The sequence below is a fragment of the Sphingomonas naasensis genome (genome assembly GCF_004792695.1).
GTDB lineage: Bacteria > Pseudomonadota > Alphaproteobacteria > Sphingomonadales > Sphingomonadaceae > Sphingomonas > Sphingomonas naasensis.
On the sequence record NZ_SRXU01000003.1, the window covers coordinates 381,304 to 404,422 of the forward strand.

General features: G+C 69.0%; 18 protein-coding genes. 11 read left to right on the top strand and 7 right to left on the bottom strand.

Annotation, left to right across the window (positions count from 1 at the left end):
- Positions 1 to 30: 30 nt before the first annotated feature.
- The 9 genes from E5A74_RS09630 to E5A74_RS09670 all read left to right on the top strand — a co-directional run bounded on the left by E5A74_RS09630 (position 31) and on the right by E5A74_RS09670 (position 8,118).
- A complete protein-coding gene (locus E5A74_RS09630; RefSeq protein ID WP_135984212.1) occupies positions 31 to 2,091 on the top strand; it encodes an ATP-binding protein in 2,061 nt (686 codons plus the stop codon).
- 252 nt (positions 2,092 to 2,343) lie between these two features.
- Complete coding sequence (locus E5A74_RS09635; protein WP_135984214.1) at positions 2,344 to 2,748, top strand: hypothetical protein; 405 nt, start codon at positions 2,344 to 2,346, stop codon at positions 2,746 to 2,748.
- Between the two features lie 24 nt (positions 2,749 to 2,772).
- Positions 2,773 to 3,351, top strand: a complete 579-nt coding sequence (locus tag E5A74_RS09640; RefSeq protein WP_135984216.1) for a hypothetical protein — start codon at positions 2,773 to 2,775, stop codon at positions 3,349 to 3,351.
- A gap of 2 nt (positions 3,352 to 3,353) precedes the next feature.
- On the top strand, positions 3,354 to 3,818 hold the full coding sequence (locus E5A74_RS09645) for an META domain-containing protein (protein WP_135984218.1): 465 nt from the start codon (positions 3,354 to 3,356) through the stop codon (positions 3,816 to 3,818).
- A gap of 61 nt (positions 3,819 to 3,879) precedes the next feature.
- Entirely contained in the window at positions 3,880 to 4,134 is a 255-nt protein-coding gene (locus tag E5A74_RS09650) for a hypothetical protein (RefSeq protein ID WP_135984220.1), read from the top strand.
- A gap of 70 nt (positions 4,135 to 4,204) precedes the next feature.
- A complete protein-coding gene (locus E5A74_RS09655; protein WP_135984222.1) occupies positions 4,205 to 5,635 on the top strand; it encodes a basic amino acid/polyamine antiporter in 1,431 nt (476 codons plus the stop codon).
- A 29-nt stretch (positions 5,636 to 5,664) separates the two neighbouring features.
- Positions 5,665 to 6,909 (top strand): arginine deiminase, encoded by a 1,245-nt coding sequence (locus tag E5A74_RS09660; protein WP_135984224.1) that lies wholly within the window; start codon positions 5,665 to 5,667, stop codon positions 6,907 to 6,909.
- Between the two features lie 2 nt (positions 6,910 to 6,911).
- Positions 6,912 to 7,505 (top strand): HdeD family acid-resistance protein, encoded by a 594-nt coding sequence (locus E5A74_RS09665; RefSeq protein WP_135984226.1) that lies wholly within the window; start codon positions 6,912 to 6,914, stop codon positions 7,503 to 7,505.
- Positions 7,506 to 7,530: 25 nt separating this feature from the next.
- On the top strand, positions 7,531 to 8,118 hold the full coding sequence (locus tag E5A74_RS09670; protein ID WP_135984228.1) for an HdeD family acid-resistance protein: 588 nt from the start codon (positions 7,531 to 7,533) through the stop codon (positions 8,116 to 8,118).
- On the opposite strand, the gene E5A74_RS09675 is transcribed toward E5A74_RS09670, so the two are convergent.
- On the bottom strand, positions 8,110 to 10,476 hold the full coding sequence (locus tag E5A74_RS09675) for a penicillin acylase family protein (protein ID WP_135984230.1): 2,367 nt from the start codon (positions 10,474 to 10,476) through the stop codon (positions 8,110 to 8,112). The genes E5A74_RS09670 and E5A74_RS09675 overlap by 9 nt on opposite strands.
- Before the next feature lie 316 nt (positions 10,477 to 10,792).
- On the opposite strand from E5A74_RS09675, the gene E5A74_RS09680 reads away from it, so the two are divergent.
- Both E5A74_RS09680 and E5A74_RS09685 read left to right on the top strand, forming a co-directional pair.
- A complete protein-coding gene (locus tag E5A74_RS09680) occupies positions 10,793 to 13,819 on the top strand; it encodes a TonB-dependent receptor plug domain-containing protein (protein ID WP_135984232.1) in 3,027 nt (1,008 codons plus the stop codon).
- 145 nt (positions 13,820 to 13,964) lie between these two features.
- A complete protein-coding gene (locus tag E5A74_RS09685) occupies positions 13,965 to 14,426 on the top strand; it encodes an outer membrane lipoprotein (RefSeq protein ID WP_135984234.1) in 462 nt (153 codons plus the stop codon).
- Positions 14,427 to 14,656: 230 nt separating this feature from the next.
- Here the strand turns inward: E5A74_RS09685 and E5A74_RS09690 are convergent, their stop codons facing one another.
- The 6 genes from E5A74_RS09690 to E5A74_RS09715 form a co-directional block, all read right to left on the bottom strand.
- A complete protein-coding gene (locus tag E5A74_RS09690; protein ID WP_135984236.1) occupies positions 14,657 to 15,823 on the bottom strand; it encodes a dipeptidase in 1,167 nt (388 codons plus the stop codon).
- Between the two features lie 143 nt (positions 15,824 to 15,966).
- Complete coding sequence (locus tag E5A74_RS09695) at positions 15,967 to 17,541, bottom strand: serine hydrolase (protein WP_135984238.1); 1,575 nt, start codon at positions 17,539 to 17,541, stop codon at positions 15,967 to 15,969.
- Entirely contained in the window at positions 17,538 to 18,668 is a 1,131-nt protein-coding gene (locus tag E5A74_RS09700) for a YkvI family membrane protein (RefSeq protein WP_135984240.1), read from the bottom strand. The genes E5A74_RS09695 and E5A74_RS09700 overlap by 4 nt, the downstream gene beginning before the upstream one ends.
- On the bottom strand, positions 18,665 to 19,705 hold the full coding sequence (locus E5A74_RS09705) for an N-acetyltransferase DgcN family protein (RefSeq protein ID WP_135984242.1): 1,041 nt from the start codon (positions 19,703 to 19,705) through the stop codon (positions 18,665 to 18,667). Before E5A74_RS09705 ends, E5A74_RS09700 begins: the two co-directional genes overlap by 4 nt.
- 13 nt (positions 19,706 to 19,718) lie before the next feature.
- Positions 19,719 to 21,905, bottom strand: coding sequence for a TonB-dependent receptor (locus E5A74_RS09710; protein WP_135984244.1), 2,187 nt, complete (start codon positions 21,903 to 21,905; stop codon positions 19,719 to 19,721).
- 173 nt (positions 21,906 to 22,078) lie between these two features.
- Positions 22,079 to 23,110 carry a dipeptide epimerase gene (locus E5A74_RS09715; protein ID WP_135984390.1) on the bottom strand — a complete coding sequence of 344 codons (1,032 nt, stop codon included), beginning with the start codon at positions 23,108 to 23,110 and terminating at the stop codon, positions 22,079 to 22,081.
- Positions 23,111 to 23,119: the final 9 nt, after the last annotated feature.

The following is a 23,119-nucleotide window of genomic DNA, read 5'->3' on the forward strand; positions in this document are numbered from 1 at the left end:
CCAGCATTCCGCTATCCCCTCCGCGGAAAGATGCATGTTCCCGCCCGCTGGGTAGCGTTTCTGCTGCCGCTGGCGACGGTGCTCGTCTGCGCGCTGATCTGGGTCGCCGCCGTCCAGACCACCAAAATCCATCGCGGCAACCTGATGTCCGACGCCGCCCGCGAAAACGGCAACCGCGCGATCGCCTATGCGCATTTCATCGCCGGCGTGTTCGACCGGGCCGATAGCGCGGCGCGCCATCTCGCGCGGGTCCACGGCGGCGCGGCTGCGACGGGCGATGGGCGGCCCCGCGCGCTGATCGACTCCGCCGCGGCCGAACCGCTGTTCGCCCGGATCGACATCGCCGATGCGCTCGGCCGGGTCGTCTTGTCGAGCGCGGAGTCGCGCACCGCGCGCAGCATCGCCGACATGCCCGCTTTCTATCGGCTTCGCGCGGGCGCCGGGGACGCTCCGGTCATCAGCGATCCCGCCAGCGACGCGCTGTCCGGGGTGCCGGCGATCGGCTTCGCGCGCCCGATCCGGGGGGCCGATGGCGGTTTCGCCGGCGCGGTCGTCCTCACCCTGCCCGTCGACCGGCTGACGGATTTCTACCAGGGTGCCGATTTCCGCCCGCACGATCTGATCTCGGTCATTCGCCTCGACGGGCTCACGCTCGCGCGCCGCGAAGGCTCGACGGTGAGCTATGGCCAGTATCTCGCCGGCAAGCTCGTCATGCGCCAGCAGCTGGTGCAGCCCAACGGCACCTATATCGGCCCCAGCGCGGTCGACGGCATCACCCGCATCTTCAGCCACCGGCGCCTCGCCCGCTACGGGATCTTCGTCACGGTCGGCCTCGGCACCGACGACGTCCTCGCGCTCTCCTATGCCCGGGCGCGGATCTTCTACACCACCGTCGGCGCGCTCACCCTGACCCTGCTCGGCGGCGCGCTCGCCTTCTGGCTCGGCCTGCGCCGCCGCGAGGCGATCATCCAGCGGCTCGCCGCGACCAACGCGCGGCTCTGCGAGGCCCAGGCGATCGGCAAGATGGGCGATTGGGAGCTCGATCTGACCACCGGCATGCTTGTCTGCTCGGACGAGATCTGCCGCATGCACGGCCGTCCGCCGAGCGAGGACGTGCTGCGCGGCGAGGAAGCGCTCGCCTATCACGACCCCGCGAGCCGCAAGGAAATCGAGCGCACCCTGCGCACCGCGATCGCGTCGAAGCGGCCCGAGCAATGCGAAGTGACCGCCACGATGGGCGACGGCCGCGTCGCGCAGCTGCGCATCCGCATGTCGCCGATCGTCGATGGCGATGGCCGGGTGCGCACCGTGCTCGGCACCGAGCAGGACATCACCACCGAGCGGCGCCACGAGCAGCTCCGCGCCGAGGTGGCGCACATCACCCGGGTCGAGGCGGTCAATGTGATGGCCGCTACGATCGCGCACGAACTGTCGCAGCCGCTCACCGCGGCGGGCAATTACCTCACCGCGGCGAGCCATCTCGCCGGGCAGGCCAAGCTGTCGCTGCTCGATCAGGAGCGCCTCGCCGTGCTGCTCGGCCAGGCCAATCGCCAGATCGGGCTCGCCGGCAAGATCATCTCGCGGGCCCGCGAGATGGTGTCCGATCGCGGCGCCAGCGAGGTCGCCTCGCTCGAGGATATCGTCGGAGAGGCGATCGCGCTGAGCAAGGTCGCGGTGCCGGCGGCGGCGCGTGCGCGGATCACCGTCCAGCTCCAGCCCGATACCGGCCATGTCGCCGCCGACAAGGTCCAGATCCAGCAGGTGCTGCTCAACCTCATCCGCAACGCCGCGCAGGCGCTCGAGGGCGCGAAGGATCCGCAGATCCTCGTGTCGAGCCGCCGCGAGCGCGCCGGGATGGTGGAGGTCAGCGTCGCCGACAATGGCCGGGGGCTCCCCGCCGGCGTCGACGATATCTTCGCGCCCTTCGGCGCCTCGGGGCGCGACGGGCTCGGCATCGGCCTCTCGATCTGCCGCACGATCGTCGATTCCTATGGCGGGCGCATCTGGAACGACAGCAGCGCGCTGGGCGGCGCCGCGATCTGCTTCACGCTTCCCCTCGACGAGCTGGCGCTGCTCTACGACGTCGCCTGAGTCGCCGCCCGCTTTGGCGATGGGGGATAACCCCGATCGGCCGGGCGCTCCCTTGCCCCCGCAGCCACGCTTCGCGGCGCGCGACGGCATGCCAGATCCCACCCTGCAAGATCAGGGTAACTATGGATGCCTCGCGCCCTGATCCCGTGAAATAACGCCTCATCGCGGCTCGATTTGCCCGCGGGTGCTGCAGCGCGACGGAAGCGGCGCGACGGCCGAAGATCGCGCGAATTTCGTCGAAGGAGATCCTGCATGCGCACGCCTGCCCTTCTGATGATCCTCGTCCCGCTGCTCGCATCGGCGCCGGCGGAGGCGCAGCGGCGCGTCCTCTGGGATCGCGTGGGATCGACCGAGATTCGCGAGGGCTGGACCCGGGCGACGATCTGGGCGCCGGGCCGGCAACGCTATCGCGAGGTGCGCCTGTGCGTCACGCGCCGGGCGCTGCGCGTCAACAGCTTCACGATCAATTTCCCGCTGCAGCCGCAAGGCCGCTGGGCGCACGAGCAGGTCGTGCCGCTCAACCGGACGATCTCGCCCGGCCAATGCTCGCGCGAGACGTGGATCCGGGGCGGCGCGCGCGACATCCGGCAAGTCGAGATCCGCTTCGCGCGATTCCAGGGCGGGACGCGCCCGGTGGTGCGGCTCGAGGCCCGCTAGGCATTCGACAGGAAGGAAGTTGCGATGCGCAGTATCGGAACAGTCGCGATCGCCGCCGCCGCGGCGTTTCTCCTCGCAGGCCCGGCGCCCGCGCAGGTGCCCGGCGAGGTCATCCTGTTCAGCCAGACCAACCATCGCGGCCACTCGTTCCTCGTGCGCGGCACGCGGAACAATCTGGTGATCCCCTGGGCGGTCCGCAGCGTCCGCGTGGCGCGCGGCGAGGCCTGGGATTTGTGCACGCGCACCAACCATCGCGACCCGTGTCACCGCGTTGCCGAGAGCCTCGCCAATGTGAACTGGCGGGTGGCCTCGGCGCGTCCGTCGCGCGCGGTCAACCTCCCCGCCCCCGCACCGCCCGGCGGCGGCGGCGGCGGTCAGCCCACCGCCTCGCTCCGCGGGATGAGCGCCGAGTTCTTCGTCGCGCCGCAGGAGAGCGGCCGCCGGGTGATCTCCTGCGCGTCGGGAGCGGCCGCCTGCGCCGAGCAGAGCGCCGATCGCTTCTGCCGCGCCCGCGGCTGGACCGCGGCGACCTATCATCGGCAGGAGACGGTGCGCGGCACCAACTATCTGACCGACGTGCTGTGCACGCGGACCGGCCGCTGACGATGCGCCGCGCCCCCCCGACGCTGGCCGTGCTCCTCGCGCCGCTGCTGGCGGTCGCCTGCACCACGCCCACCCCGCCTGTGGCGGGGCCGTCGCCCGGCGGGCCGCCGCTGCTCGGCACCGAATGGCGGCTCGTCGAATTCGAATCGTCGAAGGACGCGATCGGCACGGTCCGCCCGGGTCCCGACGAAGTCTGGACGTTGCGGCTCGATCCCGACGGCAGTGCCGCGATGGGGCTGTTCTGCAATCGCGGCTTCGGCAGCTGGACCTCGCCGGATTCGCGATCGGCGCGCGGCAGCCTCGAGATCAAGGCGACGGGATCGAGCATGGCCGCCTGCCCGGTCGGCACGATCACGCGCCTGCCTGCCGATTTCGCGCATATCCGCAGCTTCGTGATCGCGGACGGGCGGCTGCACCTCAATCTGATGATGGACGGAGGCAATTATGTCTGGGCGCCGACGCACTAGCCTCCGGCGACCGGGTTGGCTGCTCGCGCCCCTGGCCGGCGTCGCGCTGCTCGGCGGCTGCATGACCGGTCCGTCCGGGCGCAGCGTCCGCTACGATTGCGACGGGAGGCAGGTCACGGTGGTCTTTTCGGGCGGAGTCGCGCGGGTCTTCGACGGTCCCGGCTCGCCCTTCGTCCTCGATCGCAGGCCGGTTCGCAACGGCTTCTGGTACGAAACGGTGACGCGTTCGATCCGCGGGAGCGGGCGGACGATGACCTATACGATCGGCCGGATGGCGCCGCTGCAATGCCGCAAGATCGGGTCGGGGCGCTGGTAGCGGCGATGGCCCGCCGCTCCGTCCCTCTCCGGCCGGGTTCGGCCCGCACCGAGCCTGATGGGAGCAACCCTTGACCGACAACCAGACCCAGAAAGTCTCGCTCTTCACCCTGTCGGCGCTCGTCATCGGCTCGATGATCGGCGCCGGGATCTTCTCGCTGCCGCGCACCTTCGGCGCCTCGACCGGGCCGTTCGGCGCGATCATCGCGTGGTGCATCGCGGCCGGCGGGATGTTCACGCTCGCCCGCGTCTTCCAGGTCCTTGCCGAGCGCAAGCCCGATCTCGATGCCGGCGTCTATGCCTATGCCAAGGAAGGCTTCGGCCATTATGCCGGCTTCCTGTCGGCGTTCGGTTACTGGATCGGCTCGTGCATCGGCAACGTCTCGTACTGGGTGCTGATCAAGTCGACGCTCGGCGCCTTCTTCCCGGTGTTCGGCGACGGCAACACCGTGGTGGCGATCGTCGTGGCATCGATCGGGATCTGGCTGTTCCACTTCACCATATTGCGCGGCGTCCAGCAGGCGACCTTCATCAACACCGTCGTCACCATCGCCAAGGTCGTGCCGATCCTCGTCTTCGTCCTGATCCTGATCTTCGCGTTCAAGGCCAATCTGTTCGCCGCCAATTTCTGGGGCGGCGAAACCATGCCGCCGACGACGCTGTTCGAGCAGGTGCGCGGCACGATGCTCGTCACCGTGTTCGTGTTTCTCGGCATCGAGGGCGCCAGCGTCTATTCGCGCTACGCGAAGAAGCGCAGCGACGTCGGCCGGGCGACATTGATCGGCTTCGCCAGCGTCACCACGCTGATGGTGCTGGTCACGCTGCTGCCCTATGCCGTGCTCGACCGTGCCGACATCGCCGGCATGCGCCAGCCCTCGATGGGCGCGGTGCTCGAGGCCGTGGTCGGCCCGTGGGGCGCGGTGTTCGTCGCGGTGGGGCTGATCGTCTCGGTGCTCGGCGCCTATCTCGCCTGGTCGCTGATCTGCGCCGAAGTGCTCTCGGCCGCGGCGCGGACGCGCGACATGCCGCAGCTTTTCGCGCGCGAGAACCGCAACAAGGTGCCCGATGCGGCGCTCTGGGCGACCAACATCGTCACCCAGGTCTTCGTGATCACCACTTATTGGTCGCGCGACGCCTTCGCGCTGATGCTCAACCTCACCAGCTCGATGGCGCTGATCCCGTTCCTGCTCGTCGCGCTGTACGGCGTGCGGCTGGTCCGCAGCGGCGAGACCTATGATCTGCGGCCCGAGGAGCGGCGGCGCGATCTGATCCTCGCGGCGATCGCCAGCGCCTACACATTGTTCCTCGTCATCGCCGGCGGCGTCGGGTTCGTGCTGCTTTCCGCGGTGCTCTACGGCCCCGGCACCGCGCTCTATTTCTGGGCGCGGCGCGAGCGGGGCGAAGCCGTGTTCAAACCGATCGAATGGGCGATCTTCGCCGTCGTCGCCGCGGCCGCCCTGATCGGAATCTACCAGTTGGCGACCGGATACATCGCCATCTGACCGCAAAACCAGGCTCGGGAGAATCGACGATGTCACAGTCCGCTTTCGGGGTTCATTCGGAGGTCGGCCAGCTCCGCAAGGTCATGGTCTGCGAGCCGGGCCTCGCGCATTCGCGCCTCACCCCCAGCAATTGCGACGCGCTGCTGTTCGACGATGTGCTGTGGGTCGACGTCGCCAAGCGCGACCATGCCGATTTCGTGCTCAAGATGCGCGCGCGCGGCATCGAGGTGGTCGAGATGCACAGCCTGCTCGCCGAGACGCTGGCGATCCCCGAGGCGCGCGCCTGGATCCTCAACAACGAGATCGTCCCCAACGAGGTCGGGCTCGATCTGGTCGACGAGATCCGCGCCTATCTCGACGGCCTCGCCCCGCGCGAGCTCGCCGAGATGCTGATCGGCGGACTCTCCACAGAGGAGTTCCCGCAGGAGCTCGGCGGCGAGCTGCTCAAGCTGGTGCACGAGGCGGCGGGCACCTCGGAATATCTGCTGCCGCCGCTGCCCAACACCTTGTACACCCGCGACACGAGCTGCTGGATCTATGGCGGCGTCACGCTCAACCCGCTGTTCTGGCCCGCCCGGCACGAGGAGACGATCCTCGCCGCGGCGATCTATCGCTTCCATCCCGATTTCGCCGGCAAGGTCGAGGTCTGGTGGGGCGATCCGCTCGTCGACCATGGCATGGCGACGCTCGAGGGCGGCGACGTCATGCCGATCGGCAAGGGCAATGTCCTGATCGGGATGAGCGAGCGCAGCTCGCGCCAGGCGATCGGCCAGCTCGCCGCGGTGCTGTTCGAGCGCGGCGCCGCCGAGCGGGTGATCGTCGCCGCGATGCCCAAGCTGCGCGCGGCGATGCACCTCGATACCGTCTTCACCTTCGCGGATCGCGATTGCGTCCTGCTCTATCCGGACATCGTCAACAACATCCAGTGCTTCTCCTACCGGCCCGGCAGCCGGCCCGGCACCATCGATTTCCGCAAGGATGCGGGCTCGCTCGTCGATACCGTCGCGGACGCGCTGGGCGTCGCGCGGATGCGCGTCGTCGAGACCGGCGGCAACGCCTATATGCGCGAGCGCACCCAATGGGACAGCGGCGCCAATCTGGTCTGCGCCTCGCCCGGCGTGGTCTTCGCCTATGACCGCAACACCTACACCAACACGCTGCTCCGCAAGGCCGGGATCGAAGTGATCACGATCGCCGGCGGCGAGCTCGGGCGCGGGCGCGGCGGCGGGCATTGCATGACCTGCCCGATCATCCGCGATGCACTGGAGGACTGACGATGAGCGACGCTTTCCCCTCGCCTGCCGCCGATCCCGCGCCCGCCCGCTCGATCTGGCGGCGCGCCGGCTCGGCGCTGCTCGGGCTCGCCTTCATCGTCTGCGGTGCCTTCGCCATCCTCGTGCCGCTGCTCTCGACGCTGGCGATGACCTTCATCGTCGGCATCTCGCTGGTCGCCGCGGGGATCGCGCAGATCGGCCAGGCCTTTTCGCGGTCTTGGGGCGGCCTGTTCCTCCATGTCCTGCTCGGGCTGCTCTATGTCGGCGCCGGGATCGTCTTCTTCACCAGCCCGCTGAGCGGCGCGCTGGTGCTCACGGCGATTCTCGCCTGGCTGCTGGTCATCCAGGGGGTCGGCGAGATCCTGATGGCGTTCACGATCAAACGGCGAAAAGGCTGGCCGTGGCTGGCCTTTTCTGGCGCGGTATCCACGCTTCTCGGGCTGTGGCTAATCTTCCGCTCGCCCACCGCGAGCCTGTTCGCGCCCGGCATCCTGCTCGGGATGGCGCTGGTCATCGAAGGGTGCGCTTTCCTCGTCATCGGCACGCGCACCGCCCCGCCCCGCGAAACCGAGCCCGCGACCGCGCCCGCAGCGTGACCGCGCCGGCTGAAGGAGAAGGCGTATGGACATATCCTCGGAAGCCGCCGCGCAGGTGCTGCGCGAAGCCGTCCGCCAGACTGTCTCACGCTACTCGGTCTGGTTCCGCATCCAGAGCGCGTTGATGATCGTCAGCGGCGTGCTCGCCCTCGCCTTTCCGGTGACCTCCTCGACGGCGCTGGTCACCTTTCTCGGCTGGCTGCTGATCGTCACCGGGCTCATCCAGGCGCTCGGGCTGATCGGCGCGGGATCGGTACCGCAATTCTGGCTCCAGCTGGTCTCGGTGAGCCTGTTCCTGATCGTCGGGGCGATGTTCGTGCGCAATGCCGGCACCAGCCTGCTCGCGATATCGCTGCTCGTCGTCGTGCTGCTGATGATCGAAGGCGTCTCGAAGATCAGCCTCGGCCTGACGATCCGGCCCTATCCCAACTGGGCGTGGGTGGCGCTCGGCGGTCTCGCCAACGTGCTGCTCTCCTTCTATCTCGCCTTCCGGCTGCCGATCGTCTCGGCATGGCTGCTCGGCGCGCTGCTCGGCTTCGGCCTGATCATCGAGGGCGCAGCGCTAGGCTATCTCAGCTGGCGCGGGCGCAAGGTAGAGGCCGCCTCAGCCTGACGGGCGCAGCGTGGTGCGCGCAGCGGCCCGCGCGTCGACCGCACCGCGGCTGAACAGCATCGGCCGCATCTCGCCCGCGATCCACGACGCATATTGGTCGCCATAATGGCGCGAGCGCGGGTCGTTCGACTGGCCGGGCAAGTTGAGCATCAGCGAATTGTCCCACGCGCCGACGTCGATCACCTGCAGATAGCTCGCCCCGCCGCCAACCCGCCAGCCCGGGCCGCTGCCCAGCCAGCGCGCCATCACCGTATAGCCGTCCCCGCCCGACCCGGCGCCTTCGATCGCGGGGAAAGCCGCGGCGATCGCGGGGATTCGCGACAGCGGGTGCTGGATGCGCACCTGATGCAGCGTCGACCAGCGCCATTTGGCGACATCCTCGCCGAGTAGCGACCGCGCCGACGCCCAGGCCGCGACCATAGCTGCATCGAGCATCGCATCGCGCGCCGCTACCGGATCGGCGCCGAGCCGCGCGTCGGGCTTCGCCAGCAGCCCGAGCAGCACCGATGGCGCGATCTCGGTCACCAGCGCCTTCGCCCGTGTGGGAACGATCGCGGCGAGCATTCGCTTGCCGAGATCGCGCCACAATATCTCGAACAGCGCCGCCGCGCCGCTGTTCGCGTCGATCCGCGCATCCCAGCCACGCAGCATGTCGACCGTCGGCTTCGCGCCCGCCGAGGGATTGTTCGGCAGCAGCGCGAGCAACTGCTGCGCCGGGGTCGACAGCGTGTCGTGGTGCAGCGCGACGCTGTCCGCCAGCGTGTGCTTGTCCTGCCACGACAGGACGTCGGCGATCCGTTCGTAGCGATAAGGATCGCGGAACGAGAAAGCGGGAATCCGGTCGCGCGGCCAGTCGGCGGGCAGATTGTTCTGGTTGGCCGAGGCGAACCAGCCCTTGGCAGGATTATAAGCGCTCGGCAGCGACGCGAAGTCGCGTACGCCGGTCCAGTCGTAGCGCCCGTCGCCCGGCACGGGCAGCAGTCCGTCGCCCTTCTTGCGCACCGGCGCGAAGCCGATCACTTGCCAGCCGGTGTTCCCGTCGACATCGGCATAGTGGAAGTTGGTCGGTGACGGGTGGAAGGGAAAGGCCTTGCGCAGGCTCTTCCAGTCCTTGGCGAGGTTGATCGCGATCATCGCGAACGATCCATGCCCGCCGGGCTGCATCGCGATCGAGGCGACCGCGGTCGCCCGCCGCCGGCCGGGATCGTGCGATACCACCGGCCCCTGCGCCGAATAGCGCAGCGTCACGGTCCGCGCCGCCCCGCCCTTCACCGGGATCGCGACGGTCATGCGCTCGAACGCCTTCCAGCCGCCGTCATGGCGATAGCGCTCGGGATCCGCCGGATCGAGCTCGAGCACGAACAGGTCGAGCTGGTCGATATGGAAATTGGTCCGGCCGAAGGCGAAGTGGTCGGTGTGGCCCTGCATGATCCCCGGCAGCCCGGGCGAGCCGCCGCCGATCACGTCGAGCCCGGGTGCGCTCAGATGCGCGACATGGCGCGGGCCGAAGCCGCCGATGCCGAGATGCGGATCGTTGGCGAGAATCGGCCGCCCGGTGGCGGTCCGCGACGGCGCCACCGTCCATGCGTTGCTGCCCGCATTGGCGCGCGCTTCCGGCCCCGCGGCGGGGTCGGCGACCGGGGTCTCGGCGCTGAACGGCAGCCCGCCGAGCTGGAGCATGCCGAGATCGGCCTCGGACACTTTCGAGGCGTCGAGCCCCTCGGGCACCTTCATCGTCCAGCGCGGGCGCAGCGGCGCGATGATCGCGTCGAGCTCGAGCAGCCCGAGCGCCGCCAGCTGTGCGCGCCGCACCTCGTCATCGGCATTGTCGATCGAGGCGCCGCGCGCGAGGACGAGGTCGCGCAGGTCCCAGCGCAGCGGCGAGACGCCGAGGATGCGGTATTCGAGCGGGAGCAGCGACGGGTCCGCGGCGACCTCGTCGATCCGCGCGTTGATCCCGGCAACATAGGCGCGTGCGCAGGCAACCAGCTCGTCGGGCACCCGGCGCAGCTCGGCGTCGAGATCGCCGCGATAGTGGAACAGCCGCGCGGTGGCGTCGTGCTTCGCGAAATCCCCGCCAAAGGCCTCCGCCAGCCGCCCGAGCTCGCGGCGGTGGCCGAGGTCGATCTGGAACAGCCGGTCGCGCGCGACGACATAGCCCTGCCCGAAGAACGCGTCGGGGATCGTCGCGGCGCGGATATGGGGGACGCCGAAAATGTCGTCGACGATCTCGATCGGCGCGCCGGCGCCGCGGACCGTCGTCGTCTTTCCCGCGACCGCGCGCTGCGCCCGCGCCGCGACCGGCGCCAGCGCGAGCGTGGCCACCGAGCCGAGCAGGAAGGAACGACGGTCGTGCATCGGCGGGCATTCCTGCTGTTGCGGTCGGCGCCAAGGCTAGCGCCGCGTTCGGCTCCGTCGCATGGCAAGCGCTTCCCCGCTCATAGCGTCAGGCTATGGCCGAAGCCCATAGTCTGTGGCTATGGCTTGCCCAAGCCATAGAACGCCGCAGCCGCCTTGACGCTGCGTTCGGGCGCGGCGCACCTTCGCCGTTCGGCACCATCGCATGCGCTCCACTTCCAGAGAGCGCAGCGGAGGTGCGGTGCGTTGCCGCGGAGGGCATTCGCGCAGGCCGGCTCGCCGGTCCCGAAAGTTCATCCCATCAGGGGGGTCGATAATGACGAAACCACGCCGGCAAACCGCACTTTCCAGCTTCTCCAGCATCGCAGCGCTCGCGCTGGCCAGCCTCCTCGCCGCGCCCGCCGCGGCGCAGACCGAGGCGTCGGGCACCGTCGCCGAACAGGAGACGCCCGCCCAGGCCGAAACCAGCGAAGGCGAGGTCGTCGTCACCGGCACGCGCATCATCCGCGACGGCTTCAAGGCGCCCACCCCGCTGACGGTGTTGACGCGCGAGGATATCGAGAACACCTCGCCGACCAACAACATCGCCGATTTCGTCAACCAGCTGCCCCAGCTCGCCGGCTCGACCAAGCCGGCCAATTCGCGCCTCAACCTGTCGAACGGCTCGGCCGGCATCAACGCGCTCAGCCTGCGCAACCTCGGCGAGGGCCGCACGCTGATCCTGCTCGACGGCCGCCGCTCGGTCGGTTCGACCATCTATGGCTGGGTCGACATCAACACGATCCCGCAGGGGCTGGTCGACCGCGTCGAAGTGGTGACCGGCGGCGCTTCGGCGGCCTATGGCTCGGACGCGGTCGGCGGCGTGGTCAACTTCGTGCTCAACAAGAAGCTCGAAGGCCTGCGCGTCACCGCCGAGACCGGCGTCACCACCTATGGCGACGGCGGAAACTATTCGGGCAGCATCTCGGGCGGCAAGTCGTTCGCGGGCGGCCGCGGCCACATCCTGTTCAACGCCGAGATCGCGCACCAGGACGGCATCTTCGACATCGACGCAGTCGACCGCGGCTGGAACCACACCGGCTATGTCCGGGTCGAGGACCCGACCTGGACCGCGGCCAGCACCGATCGGCCGCGCTACATCACCACGCTGCGCCAGGTCGGCGCCGCGAACTCGACCCCCGGCGGTCTGATCACCGCCTCGGCGGGCACCACGGCGAACGCGTTGCGCGGCCTCTATTTCGGCCAGAACGGCGCCGTGAACGTGTTCGACTATGGCGTGCTCCAGTCGCCGACCTTCACCCGCGCGCCCAACAGCTCGCATCCGAGCGTCGTCCAGGGCGGATCGTGGCAGGTCAATGATTCGGGCCGCCGCATCGGGCTGATGCCGAAGGACGATCGCTGGGGCGTGTTCGGCCGGCTGAGCTACGAAGTGACCGACGGCGTCGAGGCCTTCTTCGAAGGCTCGTACAACCACCAGAAGGTCTTCTTCAACGCAGGCCCGAACCTGTCGACCGGCATCACCTACAACACCACCGGCTGCACCACCGTGCCGGTGCCGGTGACCTGCAACGCCTATGCGCTGCAGACGCTGGGTGCCGCGCGTCTCGCCGGCGTCACCAGCGTCACCGTGGCGACCACCGCCGCCGACCTGCCGTTCCGCGCGATCGACAACGAGCGCAAGGTCCAGCGCTATGTCGCCGGGCTCGAAGGCACGTTCGAGGCGTTCGGCAATGTCGGCCATTGGGACGTCTATGCCCAATATGGCCGTTCGGACGTGCGCGAGCAGCTGCGCAACATCATGCACACCGCCCGCATGAACGCCGCCACCGCCGCCGCCTTCGCGCCCGCGGGCAATGCGCGCGGCTATGCCGTCGGCTCGATCCAGTGCCTGATCAACGTCGATGCCAACGCGACCAACGACGATCCGAACTGCGTCCCGCTCAACCGCCTCGGCCTCGGCGTCGCCAACCCGGCGGCGGTCGATTACGTCCTCGGCGATCCCTATCGCGATCAGACGCTGCAGCAGTTCGTCACCGGCACCAACTGGGCGATCACGCCGTTCGCCACCTGGGCGGGCGACGTCAGCGTCTCGTTCGGCGGCGAATATCGCGAGGAGAAGATCCGCGGCAGCGTGCCGACCGAATTTCAGCCAGTGATCAATGCCAACGGCACCACCAGCAACGCGTGGTCGGTCGGCAACTACCTGCCCTTCACGGGGCGCTACGACGTGAAGGAGGCCTATCTCGAGACGGTCGTTCCGCTCGGTCTCGGGCTCGAGTTCAACGGCGCGGTGCGCGCCACCGACTATTCGAACTCGGGTTATGTCACCACGTGGAAGCTGGGCGCGACCTGGGCGCCGATCGAGGACATCCGCTTCCGCGTGACCCGCTCGCGCGACATCCGCGCACCCAACCTCAACGAGCTGTACCAGGCGGGCACCGCCAACAGCGATTCGGTCTCCAACCCGATCTTCACCGCCGACGGGTCGCACGGGCCGCGCACCTATGGCTATTCGGGCCTGACCACGGGCAACCCGGATCTGCGTCCGGAAGTCGCCAATTCGTGGAACATCGGCGCGGTGCTGTCGCCGCGCTTCCTGCCGGGCTTCACCGCGTCGGTCGATTATTTCCGCATCAATCTCGCGGACGCGATCGACTCGATCACCGCGCAGGAGACCGTCAACCGCTGCTATGCCGACGGCAATCAGGACTTCTGTAACGCGATCTCCACTGATCCGGCGCGGTCGCAACCGAATGCGCCCTATCTGCTGATCCGCACCCAGCCGTTCAACTATGTCCGCCGGCTGGTCCGCGGCATCGACTTCGATGCGGCCTATCGCATCCCGTTCGGCGGCGACAACGTCACGTTGCGCGGCGTCGCGACGCGCTACATCGAGAATCTGGCGGTGACCGGCATCGCGGGCTCGGCGCCGGTCAACACGGTGGGCGCCAATGGCGGCCAGGCCAGCACCCCGACCTGGATCTTCCGCGGCAGCGTCGCCTATGAGACGCCGACCTTCTCGGCGACCTTCACCGGCCGCGGCGTCAGCGCGGGCAAATATGTCGCGAACGGCATCGAGTGCACCACCAGCTGCCCGGTCTCGACCACGAACTTCCCGACCTACAACAACAATCACGTGTCGGGGCTGTTCTACGCCGATCTCAACCTGACCCAGAAGATCGCGGTCAGCGGGACCTCGGACGCCGAGATGTTCTTCAACGTGACCAACCTGTTTAACCGCTGGCCGCTGCTGGTGCCCGAGACCGGCAACGCCTCGAACACCACCTATTCGGACATGCTCGGCCGGCAGTTCCGCGTCGGCATCCGCTTCAACCTGCGCTGATCGCGCCAGCATTGCGGGGGCCGCGACCATGCGTCGCGGCCCCTGTCGTTTCTCGGGGAAAATACCCGCGAAACCCGGGGATAGACGCCATTAGGTGACCAAGGCCGTCCGCGTAGAGACGATGGGCAACCCGAGGAGGTCGTCCATGAAATCCCCCGTCTGGATCCCCGTTGTCGCCATCGCCAGCCTTGGCCTTGCCGGCGCCTGCACGCCGCAACCTTCGCCCAACAGCTTCTCCGCCGGCGAGGCGGGTCGCGCGGTGCCGGTCCAGTTCGGCACGGTCGAAAGCGCGCGGGCGGTCGAGATACGGCCGGGCCAGACCCGGCTCGGCGCCGCCACCGGCGCGGTCCTTGGCGGGCTTGGCGGCAGCACCATCGGCCGCAGCACCACCGCGAACGTCGCGGGCGCCGTGGCGGGTGCCGTCACCGGCGGCGCGGTCGGAAGCGCGCTGGAGGGATCGTCGCGCACGCAGGGCGTCGAGATCACCGTCCATCTCGATGCGGGCGACACGATCGCCGTGGTGCAGCCCGGCGACGTCCGCGATTTCCGCCGCGGCGATCGGGTCCGGGTCACCGGCACCGAGGAGAATGTCCGCGTCACCCGGTGACGCGGACCTTGGATAAGCCAGTCGCGCGGCTGGCGCCGCCGAGCTGCTTCCTATGCTCCGGCGAAGGCCGGAGTGCTGGCCATCTCGCGGCCGCCAGCCGCCAACGCTCCGGCCCCGCCGGAGCACGATGCTAAGTCAGGCTCTCCGGAAATGCGCGGAAACACGCGTTTCGAAACGGCGACGGGCGCATTCTGCGACAGGCTATCGGAAGGCGCCGATCGAAGCGGTCCTCACTGCGTCGAGGCGGCGCGCGCCGCGGCCTCGACGACGCGCAGGATGTTGCCGCCCCACATCTTGGCGAGATCGGCATCGGAATAGCCCGCGGCACGCAGCCGCTCGGTGACCTTGGGCAGCGCCGAGATGTCCTCGATCCCCGGCAGTCCGCCGCCGCCGTCCCAATCGGCGCCGAAGCAGACATGGTCGACTCCGGCAACCTCGATCACGTGGAGCACCATCGCCATATAGCGTTCGAAATCGGCCGCCCAGATCGGCTGGGTCGCATCGAGCGCGCGCCAGCGCCGGGCGAGATCGGCCTGCGCCTCGGGCGAGAGGTCGGCGATATGCTCGTATCGGCTGAACAGCGCCGCGCGTTCCGGGCCCATGTTCATGTTCGACAGGAAGATCGTGCTGACGCAGATCGCGCCGCCCTTCGCCGCGAGCTTGCGGATTCGCGAGTCGTCGAGATTACGGGGATGGTCGAACGCCCCGCGTCCGCTCGAATGCGAGAGCAGCAAGGGAGACTTTGACAGCTCGAGCATCTGATCGAATGCGGCGTCGGACGCGTGGCTCGCGTCGATCACCATCCCCAGCCGATTCATCTCCTTTACCCAGGTGCGCCCGAGGGGGGAGAGACCGTTCCATTTGGGCGTGTCTCCGGAGGAATCGGCAAATTGGTTGTTCGCGCCGTGCACCGGCCCCGCCAGCCGCACGCCGCGATCATGGAATTCCCTGAGCAGCGAGAGGTCCTCGCCGAGCGGATAGCTGTTCTCCATGCTCTTGAACGCGACGCGGAGCCCGGCACGATCGATCCGCCGCGCATCGGCGGCGGTCGTCGCGAAATCGATGCGGTTGGGGAACGCCGCCAGCGTGTGGTCGATCAGGTCGGAACGGCCGCGCGCGAACGCCAGCGCGTCGGCATAGCCCTTCGCGTTGAGCGGCCCCTGCTCGGTATAGATCGCGAAGAACCCGCCATCGAGCGCGCCCGCGTCCATCCGCTCGAGATCGACCTGGACGAGATCGGTCGCCGGATCGTGATGCCCCGCGAAGCTCCATCCCGGCCGGCCGAAATGGAGCGGCGTATCGAGATGCGTGTCGAGCACGAGGAAATCGCGATGCGCCTTGCGCGGCGCCTCCGCCTGCGTGGTGGCGCATCCGGCGAGGAGGAGCAGGGCGAACAATAATCCTCCCCCGGAGGGGGAGGGGGACCAAGCGCAGCTTGGTGGAGGGGTAGTCGCCGCGGACGACGTCGCTCGTGGAGAATACCCCTCCACCGCTGCGCGGTCCCCCTCCCCCTCCGGGGGAGAATTGAAGGAGGCGCCCCTCACTTCCCCGCCTCCACCGGCCGCAGATCGAGATCCTGATAGTCGTAGCTGAAATCCGCGATCGGGCTCTCGGCCTTCATCGCCACGCGCGCGATCTTGCCCTCGGCGTCGAGCGCGAAGGTCACGTACGCCGGCTCGATCGCCTTGTCGTCGAAGCGGGTGACGAAGGTGTCGTACTGCCAATGGACCAGCCTGCCCGCCATGCGCGGGGTGGTCTTGAAGTCGATCCGCAGACCGTCGCCGCCGCTGGTCACCGCGACGTCGCCATACCAGGCATCGCGATAGGTTCCCGCATAGCGTTCGAGCGGCAGCGACGGCCCGACCTTGGCGGGCGCGGCCTTGACCGCCGCCAGCGCCGCCTTCCCGCCGGCGACGCGCTTGTCCATGAACTCGCCGAAGCGCGCCGGCCAGTCCTGATCGGGCAGCCCGAGATAATGATCGACCAGCAGATGCGCGACGCCGCGCAGCAGCGCCACGTCCTCCGAATTGACCACCACGGCGATGCCGACGTCCTGATCGGGCAGCAGGATCACATGGGTGATCGATCCGAACACCCCGCCGCCATGCGAGATGATCCGCGCGCCCTTATAGTCCTCGACTTCCCAGCCCAGCGCATAGGTGCTGAACTTGGGCGTCAGCGGCGCGAGGCTGCCGGGATAGGGCGTGATCGGCTGCACGGTGACGCCCTTCCACATCTCCGCCGCCTGCGCCTCGCTGAACAGCCGGCCGCCGCCGGGCAGCGCGCCATGGCCGAGCTGGATCTTGAGCCATTGCGCGAGGTCCTTCGCGCTCAGCGCCAGCCCGCCCGCGGGCATCGCCGCGCGGCCCAGTTCCTCGCGCTCGTCGAGCACCGAATTGGGCCCGTCGCCGCGCACCGCGCCGCCGATCCGGGCATGCGGGAAGGCGCGGTCGGCGGTCGCCCGGCGCGCCTCGTAGGTGGCGGTGGCGCTGCCCATGCCGCCACGCCTGAGCACTTCGCGCGTGACGAACTCTTCCCATGTCTTGCCGCTGACTTCCTCGATCAGCTGCCCGGCGACGGTGTAGAGGATGTTGTCATAGGCATAGCCCGAGCGGAAGCTGGTCGCGGGCTTGATGTACGCCAGCCGCTCGACCGTCTCCTTGCGCGACAGGCTGCCGCGCGGGACGAACAGCAGGTCCCCTGCCCCCAGCCCGAGCCCGCTGTGATGGACGAGCAGGTCGCGGATCGTCATCTCGCGGGTGACCCAGGGATCGTACATGCGGAACCACGGCATGTGGTCGATCACCCGGTCGTCCCAGCCGATCTTGCCCTGATCGACGAGGATCGCGAGCGCGGCGGCGGTGAACGCCTTGCCGGTCGATCCGGTCGGAAAGATCGTGTCGGCATCGACCCTCGCCGCCTCGCCGAGCTTGCGCACCCCCCAGCCTTTGGCGAGCGTGGTCTTGCCGTGCTCGACCACCGCCACCGCGATCCCCGGCGCGCCGATCGCCTTGCGCAGCGTCTCGACCTTGGCGTCGAGCCCCGCCGGCGGATCGGCGAGCGCGGGGCTCGCCAGCGCGAGCAGCGGCAGCGCGAGCAGAGGGCGCAGCTTCATGCGACGATCTCCTTCGAAGGTGCGGAACGGCGTCGCAGCAGCCGGGCGAGCCCGATCGTCAGCAGCGGCAGCACGAAGACGGCGAGGAACAGCCAGGCGAGGAAGCGATAGCCGCTGGCGATCAGCGCGATCAGCCCGACCCGCTCGGCGACGAACATGCAGACGAGCAGCAGCCCCGCCGCGATCAGCGCCCGCGAACGCGCGCCGAGCTCGGTCCCGCGCCGACTGCGCACCACCCCCGCCACCCGCTCGTTGATCGCGTGCACCGCGCCTGCCCCGCTCTCGAGCAGGGCGGCGAAGATCATAATCTGGAACAGCCAGTGAAACGCCGGCACGTTGAGCTGGCGGAGCAGGAAGTCCGACGGCAGCGTCTCTGCGCCGATGCCGGGATAGAAGGCGATCATGCAGGTGAAGAACAGGATCGCCGGCAGCATCGCCAGCGGTCCCGCGATCACCCCGGCGATCACCGCGTCGCGTCGGCTGGTGAGGTGGCGCAGCACCGGCAGGATCACCACCGCGCCGATGATGTTGTAGCTCGCATAGGTCAGCCCGCCCGTCGCCCAGCCGTCCCATGGCGCGGGCGTCGCGAAGCCCGTGGCGATGCGGTCGCCGAAGGTCGCGAGGCTGAGGATCAGGAACAGCGCATAGACGCCGTAGAGCAGGAACGAGACATATTTGAACACGCCCTCGACCGCCGCATTGCCGAGCGACACGGTCGCGAGAATGCCCCCGCCGAGCAGCAGCGCGCCGACGAAGCTCGGCCAGCCGAACATCGCCGCGCCGATCGCCCCCGCGCTCGCTCCGAACACCGCGAGGATCAGCACGACGAAGATGAGGTAGGCGATCTCGAACGCGACCCAGGCGGGCCCGAGCAGGTCGGCGAAGAAGGCGCGATAATCGAGCGCGCCGACCATCCGCGCATAGGCGAAGGTCGTCGCCGCGATCACGCTCCACAGGCACATCGCCAGCAGCATGCCCGCCAGCCCGCCCCATGGGCCTGCGGGGAGGAAATATTCGGCCAGCTCGCGCCCGGTCGCATAGCCGCCGCCGATGATCACTGCCTTCATCGCGAAGCCGGGCAACAGGAAGCGCTGGAACCAGCGCGATCCTGCCACCGCGCCGCTCATGCGAGGCAGCTCGCGACCAGCGCGTCGAACGCGGCCCCGCCGCGCATCGGATCGGCGACGGGCAGGCCGAGCCGGTCGCTCTCGCGCGCCATCAGCGCGATCGCCGCCTCCGCCCCCAGCGCGGAAGTGTTGTACGAGAAGCCGCCGCAGCGGATCGCCTTGTTGGTCCGCCGCCCGAGCAAAATGGTCAGCTCGACGACTTCCTCGACGCTGGTCAGCTTGTAGCCCGCGGTGCCGAGCATCTCGGTCCGCCCCGGCTCGTGGCAGACCACGAACACATCGGGCTGGCTGCCGTGGAGCAGCCCGAGCGACACCGCCGCGAAGGCGGGGTGCATCAGCGAGCCCTGCCCCTCGATCACGTCCCAGTGGTCGGGCGCGGCGTCGGGCGAGAGCAGTTCCGCCGCGCCCGCCTCGAAATCGGAGACCACCGCGTCCATCGGCATGCCGCCGCCGGCGATCATGATCCCGGTCTGTCCGGTCGCGCGGAAATCGGCGTCGACCCCGCGCTGCCGGAAGGCCCGCGCCAGCCCGAGCGCCGTGTATTTCTTGCCCAGCGCGCAATCGGTGCCGACGGTCAGCAGCCGCTTGCCGCTGCGCTTGCGGCCATTGGCGACCGGGATCTCGGCCGGCGGCACGCGGATGTCGATCAGCCGCCGCCCGAGCAGCGCCGCGGCCTCGGCCAGCTCGGGAATGTCGCCGAGCCGGACATGCATCCCCGAGACGATGTCGAGCCCCGCCTCGAGCGCCTCGACCAGCGACTTGCGCCACGCCGGCGGGATCATCCCGCCGGGATTGGCGACGCCGATCACCAGCCCGCGCGCGCCCTCGGCGTACGCCTGTGCCGGCGTCATCCGCGCGAGATGCGTGGTGACGGTGGCGCCGGGCAGCGCGAACTCGCCGACGCATTTGTCGCCCGCCCAGTCGCGCAGCCCGAACGCGGTCTTCGCGAACCCCGGCTCGGTCGTGTCGCCGAGGAAGAGCAGATAGGGCTGGGGCAGCACCAAAGCGGTGCCGCGTGCGCCGAAGGGAGCGTTCATCCGCCGGCCCCGATCAGAAAGCGAGGTCGAGCGCCACGCCCAGCGTGCGCGGCTGGAGCGGGACGGTCGACAGGAAGCCGGGATTGACCGTCGCGACGTTGCTGGTGATCCGCCCCCGCTCGTCGGTCAGGTTGCGGGCATAGGCGCGCAGCGTCCATTTCTCGCCAAAGGTCACCGAGGCGTTGAGGTCGAGCGTCGCATAGCCGTCGACCGGCACGTTGAGCGGCGAGCTCTCGACCGCGGAGATGCGGTCGCCGACGATGCGCACCGCGCCGCCCACATGCGCCTTGGCCGAATTGCCGACCGCGAAGCTGTAATCCGCGGTCATCGCCGCGGCGAGCTCGGGGACGTTGGGCAGCCGGTCGCCATCGGTGCAGTTGGCGGTGGTCTCGGTGCAGCGCGCATCGGTATAGGCGATGTTGCCGCCGACGCTGAACCCGGCGATCGGCTGGAGCAGCAGCGAGGCCTCGAAGCCCTTGCTGCGCGCGGTGCCGGCATTGACGAGGCCGTTGATCCCGTTGGCGAAGGCCTCGCTGGTCTGCAGGTCGTTCCAGTCGAGCAGGAAGGCGGCGGCGTTGAAGGTCACCGCGCGATCGAGGAGCTGCGCCTTGAGCCCGACTTCGTAGCTCGTCACCGTCTCCGAATCGACCGTCGCGGGGAAGCCGGGCAGCGCGATGTTCGGCCCGCCCGGGCGATAGCCGGTGGCGGCGCGGGCATAGAGCATCGTATCCTGCCCGAGGAACAGCTGCGGGCTGACGCTCCACGTCACGATCTCTTCGGAGGAGCTGCCGTCGCCATTGGTGTCGAGCCCGATCAGCGGTATCTGGGTCAGCTGGGTGAAGGTCTGGTCGTTGCGCGCCCAGCGCAGCCCGCCGGTGACGTGGAAGGCGTCGCTGAACTTCCAGGTCGCGTTCCCGAAGACCGCATATTCCTTGTAGGTGTTGGGCAGCGCGACGATCGCGAACGGATCGAAGGCCGGCAGGATCGCCCCCGAGGCGTCGAGCGCGCGCACCACCTGATCGTGGCTGTTGTCCTCGTCGGTGTAGAAGAAGCCGAGCATCCACTCGAAGCGGTCGCTCGATGCCGAGGTCAGCCGCACCTCCTCGGTCCATTTCTTCTGGTGCAGGTTCGCCGGATAGATCGCCAGCCCGCCCCAGATCACGCCATAAACGCGCGAGGCGTCGCTGGTCTCGAGGATCTTGAGCTCGCTGTACGAGGTCGTCGAGCTCAGCTCGGCGAAGCCGAAATCATAGGCGATCGTGCCCGAATAAAATTGGAAGTCGCTGGTGAAGGGTTCCGCCAGCTGGGCATTGGTGCTGAGGAACGCCGCGCCGGGCGCCAGCGGCGTGTTGTTCATGCCTTCGTAGACGATACCGAAATTGTCCGAATCGACCGACTGCCACAGTCCGCTCAGCTTGACGGTGAGGTTGGTGTCCGGCCGCCACAGCAAGGCGACGCGGCCGCCCTGCTGCACCGCGTCGTTCACGTCCTTCTCGCCGGTCAGGATATTGTCGATATAGCCCGGCGTCTCGCGGCGCGAATAGCTGCCGCTCACCGCCAGCGTGTCGCTGACGATCGGGATGTTGACCATCGCGCTCGCCGCCCAGCCCATGTCGTCGCCATGCGCGACGGTGAAGGCCTCGCCGCTGGCGCGGACCGACAGCCGCTGGAGGTCGGGCTGCACCGTCACATATTTGAGCAACCCGCCGATCGAGCTGGCGCCGTAGAGCGTGCCCTGCGGCCCGCGCAGCACCTCGAGCCGCTCGATGTCATAGGGCAGCAAGTCGAGCGAGAAGCTCTGCGCGCGGTTGTAGATGCCGCTCGATCCGATCGGCGCATCGTCGAGATAGACGCCCACCGTCGCGCTCGGCCCGATCGGCGCGACGCCGCGCAGCGACAGCGTCGATCGGCCGGGCGAGCCATTATTGTCCACCTGCAGCCCCGGCACATAGGCGGCATAGTCGGTCAGCTGCGAGCCGCCGCTCTGCTGCATCTGCGGGCCGCCGACCACGCTGATCGAGATCGGCACGTCCTGGATATTCTCCTCGCGCTTCTGCGCGGTGACGACCACCTCGCCCTCGCTCGCGACGGGCGCCTGGGGCGCATCGGCGCCGTCCTGCGCCCGCGCCGCCACGGGCGCCAGCAGCGCGACGGCGGCAGCGGTGATCAGCAGACTGGTCCGGTTCTTGAGGTGCGTCATCGTCGGTCTCCCCCCTCGGAGTTCGATGTCACCGCCGCGCCATGGCGGGGCGGAAACTGCACAGGGCGTGTCGGCTCTCGATGGCACAATGCCCGCGCAGCCGATTACTTAATGCCTGATTAGGATGCTATTATCCTGATCAGAGAATTGTCAATCAGTTCAGCGAGAAAGTTTCAGAACTGCGACTTCTCGGCGACAGGTTGCGGCCCGGCCGCGTAACCGCCCCACACTTCGGGACCGCAATGGATCATCCCGTCGGCGTAGCGGATGCCGGGCGTGCGATCGGCTGCGAGGAAGGTCGGGCCGTCGAGATCGACCACGTCGCAGAGCTGGCCGAGCAGATAGGCCGGCGCCATCGCGAGGCTCGATCCCACCATGTTGCCGACCATCACGTCGAGCCCCAGCGTCCGCGCGCGCCGGGCGATCGCGATCGCCTCGGTCAGCCCGCCGCTCTTGTCGAGCTTGATGTTCACGGTGTCGAAGCGGCCCACCAGCCCCTCGACGTCGCCCAGCGTCAGCGCGCTCTCGTCGGCGGCGATCGGGATCGGCGAATCGACTCCATCCAGATCGGCCTCGCGCCCGCGCGCCAGCGGCTGCTCGAGCAACGCCACCTTGCACTCGACGAGCACGCCGATCAGCGCATCGAGCTCTCCGATCGCGAAGCCCTGATTGGCATCGACGCCGATCCAGCAATCGCGCCGCGCGCTGCGCACCGCGCGCACCCGGGCGATGTCGAGATCGAGCTCACCGGTCAGCTTGAGCTTGAGCGCCTTCGCATCGCGCCACGCCAGCGCGGCAGCCGCCATCATCGCCGGCTCTTCCGCCCCCAGCGTGAAGGTGGTGCGCAGCGGCCGCGGCTCGGGCAGCCCGGCGAGCTTCCACACCGGCACGCCGGCGCGCCGGGCATCGAGCTCCCACAGCGCGCAATCCGCGGCGTTGCGCGCGCCGCCGGGCGGCAGCACCTCTTGCAGCTCGGCGCGCGACATCCCCCGGCTAAGGGCGTCGCGCACCGGCCCCAGCGCCGCGGTCATCGCGTCGACATCGTCGTTCAGATAATAGACGCCGCTCGCCTCGCCGCGCCCGATATGGAGGCCGTCGCCCAGCGTGACGACCACCACCGGCGACTCGGTGAAGACATGGCCGGAGATGTGGAACGGCTTCAGGAAGGGAAGCCGCTCCACTGCCACATCGACCGAGACGCGCATCACCACGCC

What these genes read in the sequence shown, in the direction of transcription:
- E5A74_RS09665 (WP_135984226.1), top strand. Translation starts at nt 6,912, where the DNA reads ATGAGCGACGCTTTCCCCTCGCCTGCCGCCGATCCCGCGCCCGCCCGC.
- E5A74_RS09635 (WP_135984214.1), top strand. Translation starts at nt 2,344, where the DNA reads ATGCGCACGCCTGCCCTTCTGATGATCCTCGTCCCGCTGCTCGCATCG.
- E5A74_RS09700 (WP_135984240.1), bottom strand. Translation starts at nt 18,668, where the DNA reads ATGAGCGGCGCGGTGGCAGGATCGCGCTGGTTCCAGCGCTTCCTGTTG.
- E5A74_RS09660 (WP_135984224.1), top strand. Translation starts at nt 5,665, where the DNA reads ATGTCACAGTCCGCTTTCGGGGTTCATTCGGAGGTCGGCCAGCTCCGC.
- E5A74_RS09650 (WP_135984220.1), top strand. Translation starts at nt 3,880, where the DNA reads ATGACCGGTCCGTCCGGGCGCAGCGTCCGCTACGATTGCGACGGGAGG.
- E5A74_RS09710 (WP_135984244.1), bottom strand. Translation starts at nt 21,905, where the DNA reads ATGACGCACCTCAAGAACCGGACCAGTCTGCTGATCACCGCTGCCGCC.
- E5A74_RS09685 (WP_135984234.1), top strand. Translation starts at nt 13,965, where the DNA reads ATGAAATCCCCCGTCTGGATCCCCGTTGTCGCCATCGCCAGCCTTGGC.
- E5A74_RS09640 (WP_135984216.1), top strand. Translation starts at nt 2,773, where the DNA reads ATGCGCAGTATCGGAACAGTCGCGATCGCCGCCGCCGCGGCGTTTCTC.
- E5A74_RS09670 (WP_135984228.1), top strand. Translation starts at nt 7,531, where the DNA reads ATGGACATATCCTCGGAAGCCGCCGCGCAGGTGCTGCGCGAAGCCGTC.
- E5A74_RS09715 (WP_135984390.1), bottom strand. Translation starts at nt 23,110, where the DNA reads ATGCGCGTCTCGGTCGATGTGGCAGTGGAGCGGCTTCCCTTCCTGAAG.
- E5A74_RS09645 (WP_135984218.1), top strand. Translation starts at nt 3,354, where the DNA reads ATGCGCCGCGCCCCCCCGACGCTGGCCGTGCTCCTCGCGCCGCTGCTG.
- E5A74_RS09695 (WP_135984238.1), bottom strand. Translation starts at nt 17,541, where the DNA reads ATGAAGCTGCGCCCTCTGCTCGCGCTGCCGCTGCTCGCGCTGGCGAGC.
- E5A74_RS09680 (WP_135984232.1), top strand. Translation starts at nt 10,793, where the DNA reads ATGACGAAACCACGCCGGCAAACCGCACTTTCCAGCTTCTCCAGCATC.
- E5A74_RS09705 (WP_135984242.1), bottom strand. Translation starts at nt 19,705, where the DNA reads ATGAACGCTCCCTTCGGCGCACGCGGCACCGCTTTGGTGCTGCCCCAG.
- E5A74_RS09675 (WP_135984230.1), bottom strand. Translation starts at nt 10,476, where the DNA reads ATGCACGACCGTCGTTCCTTCCTGCTCGGCTCGGTGGCCACGCTCGCG.
- E5A74_RS09630 (WP_135984212.1), top strand. Translation starts at nt 31, where the DNA reads ATGCATGTTCCCGCCCGCTGGGTAGCGTTTCTGCTGCCGCTGGCGACG.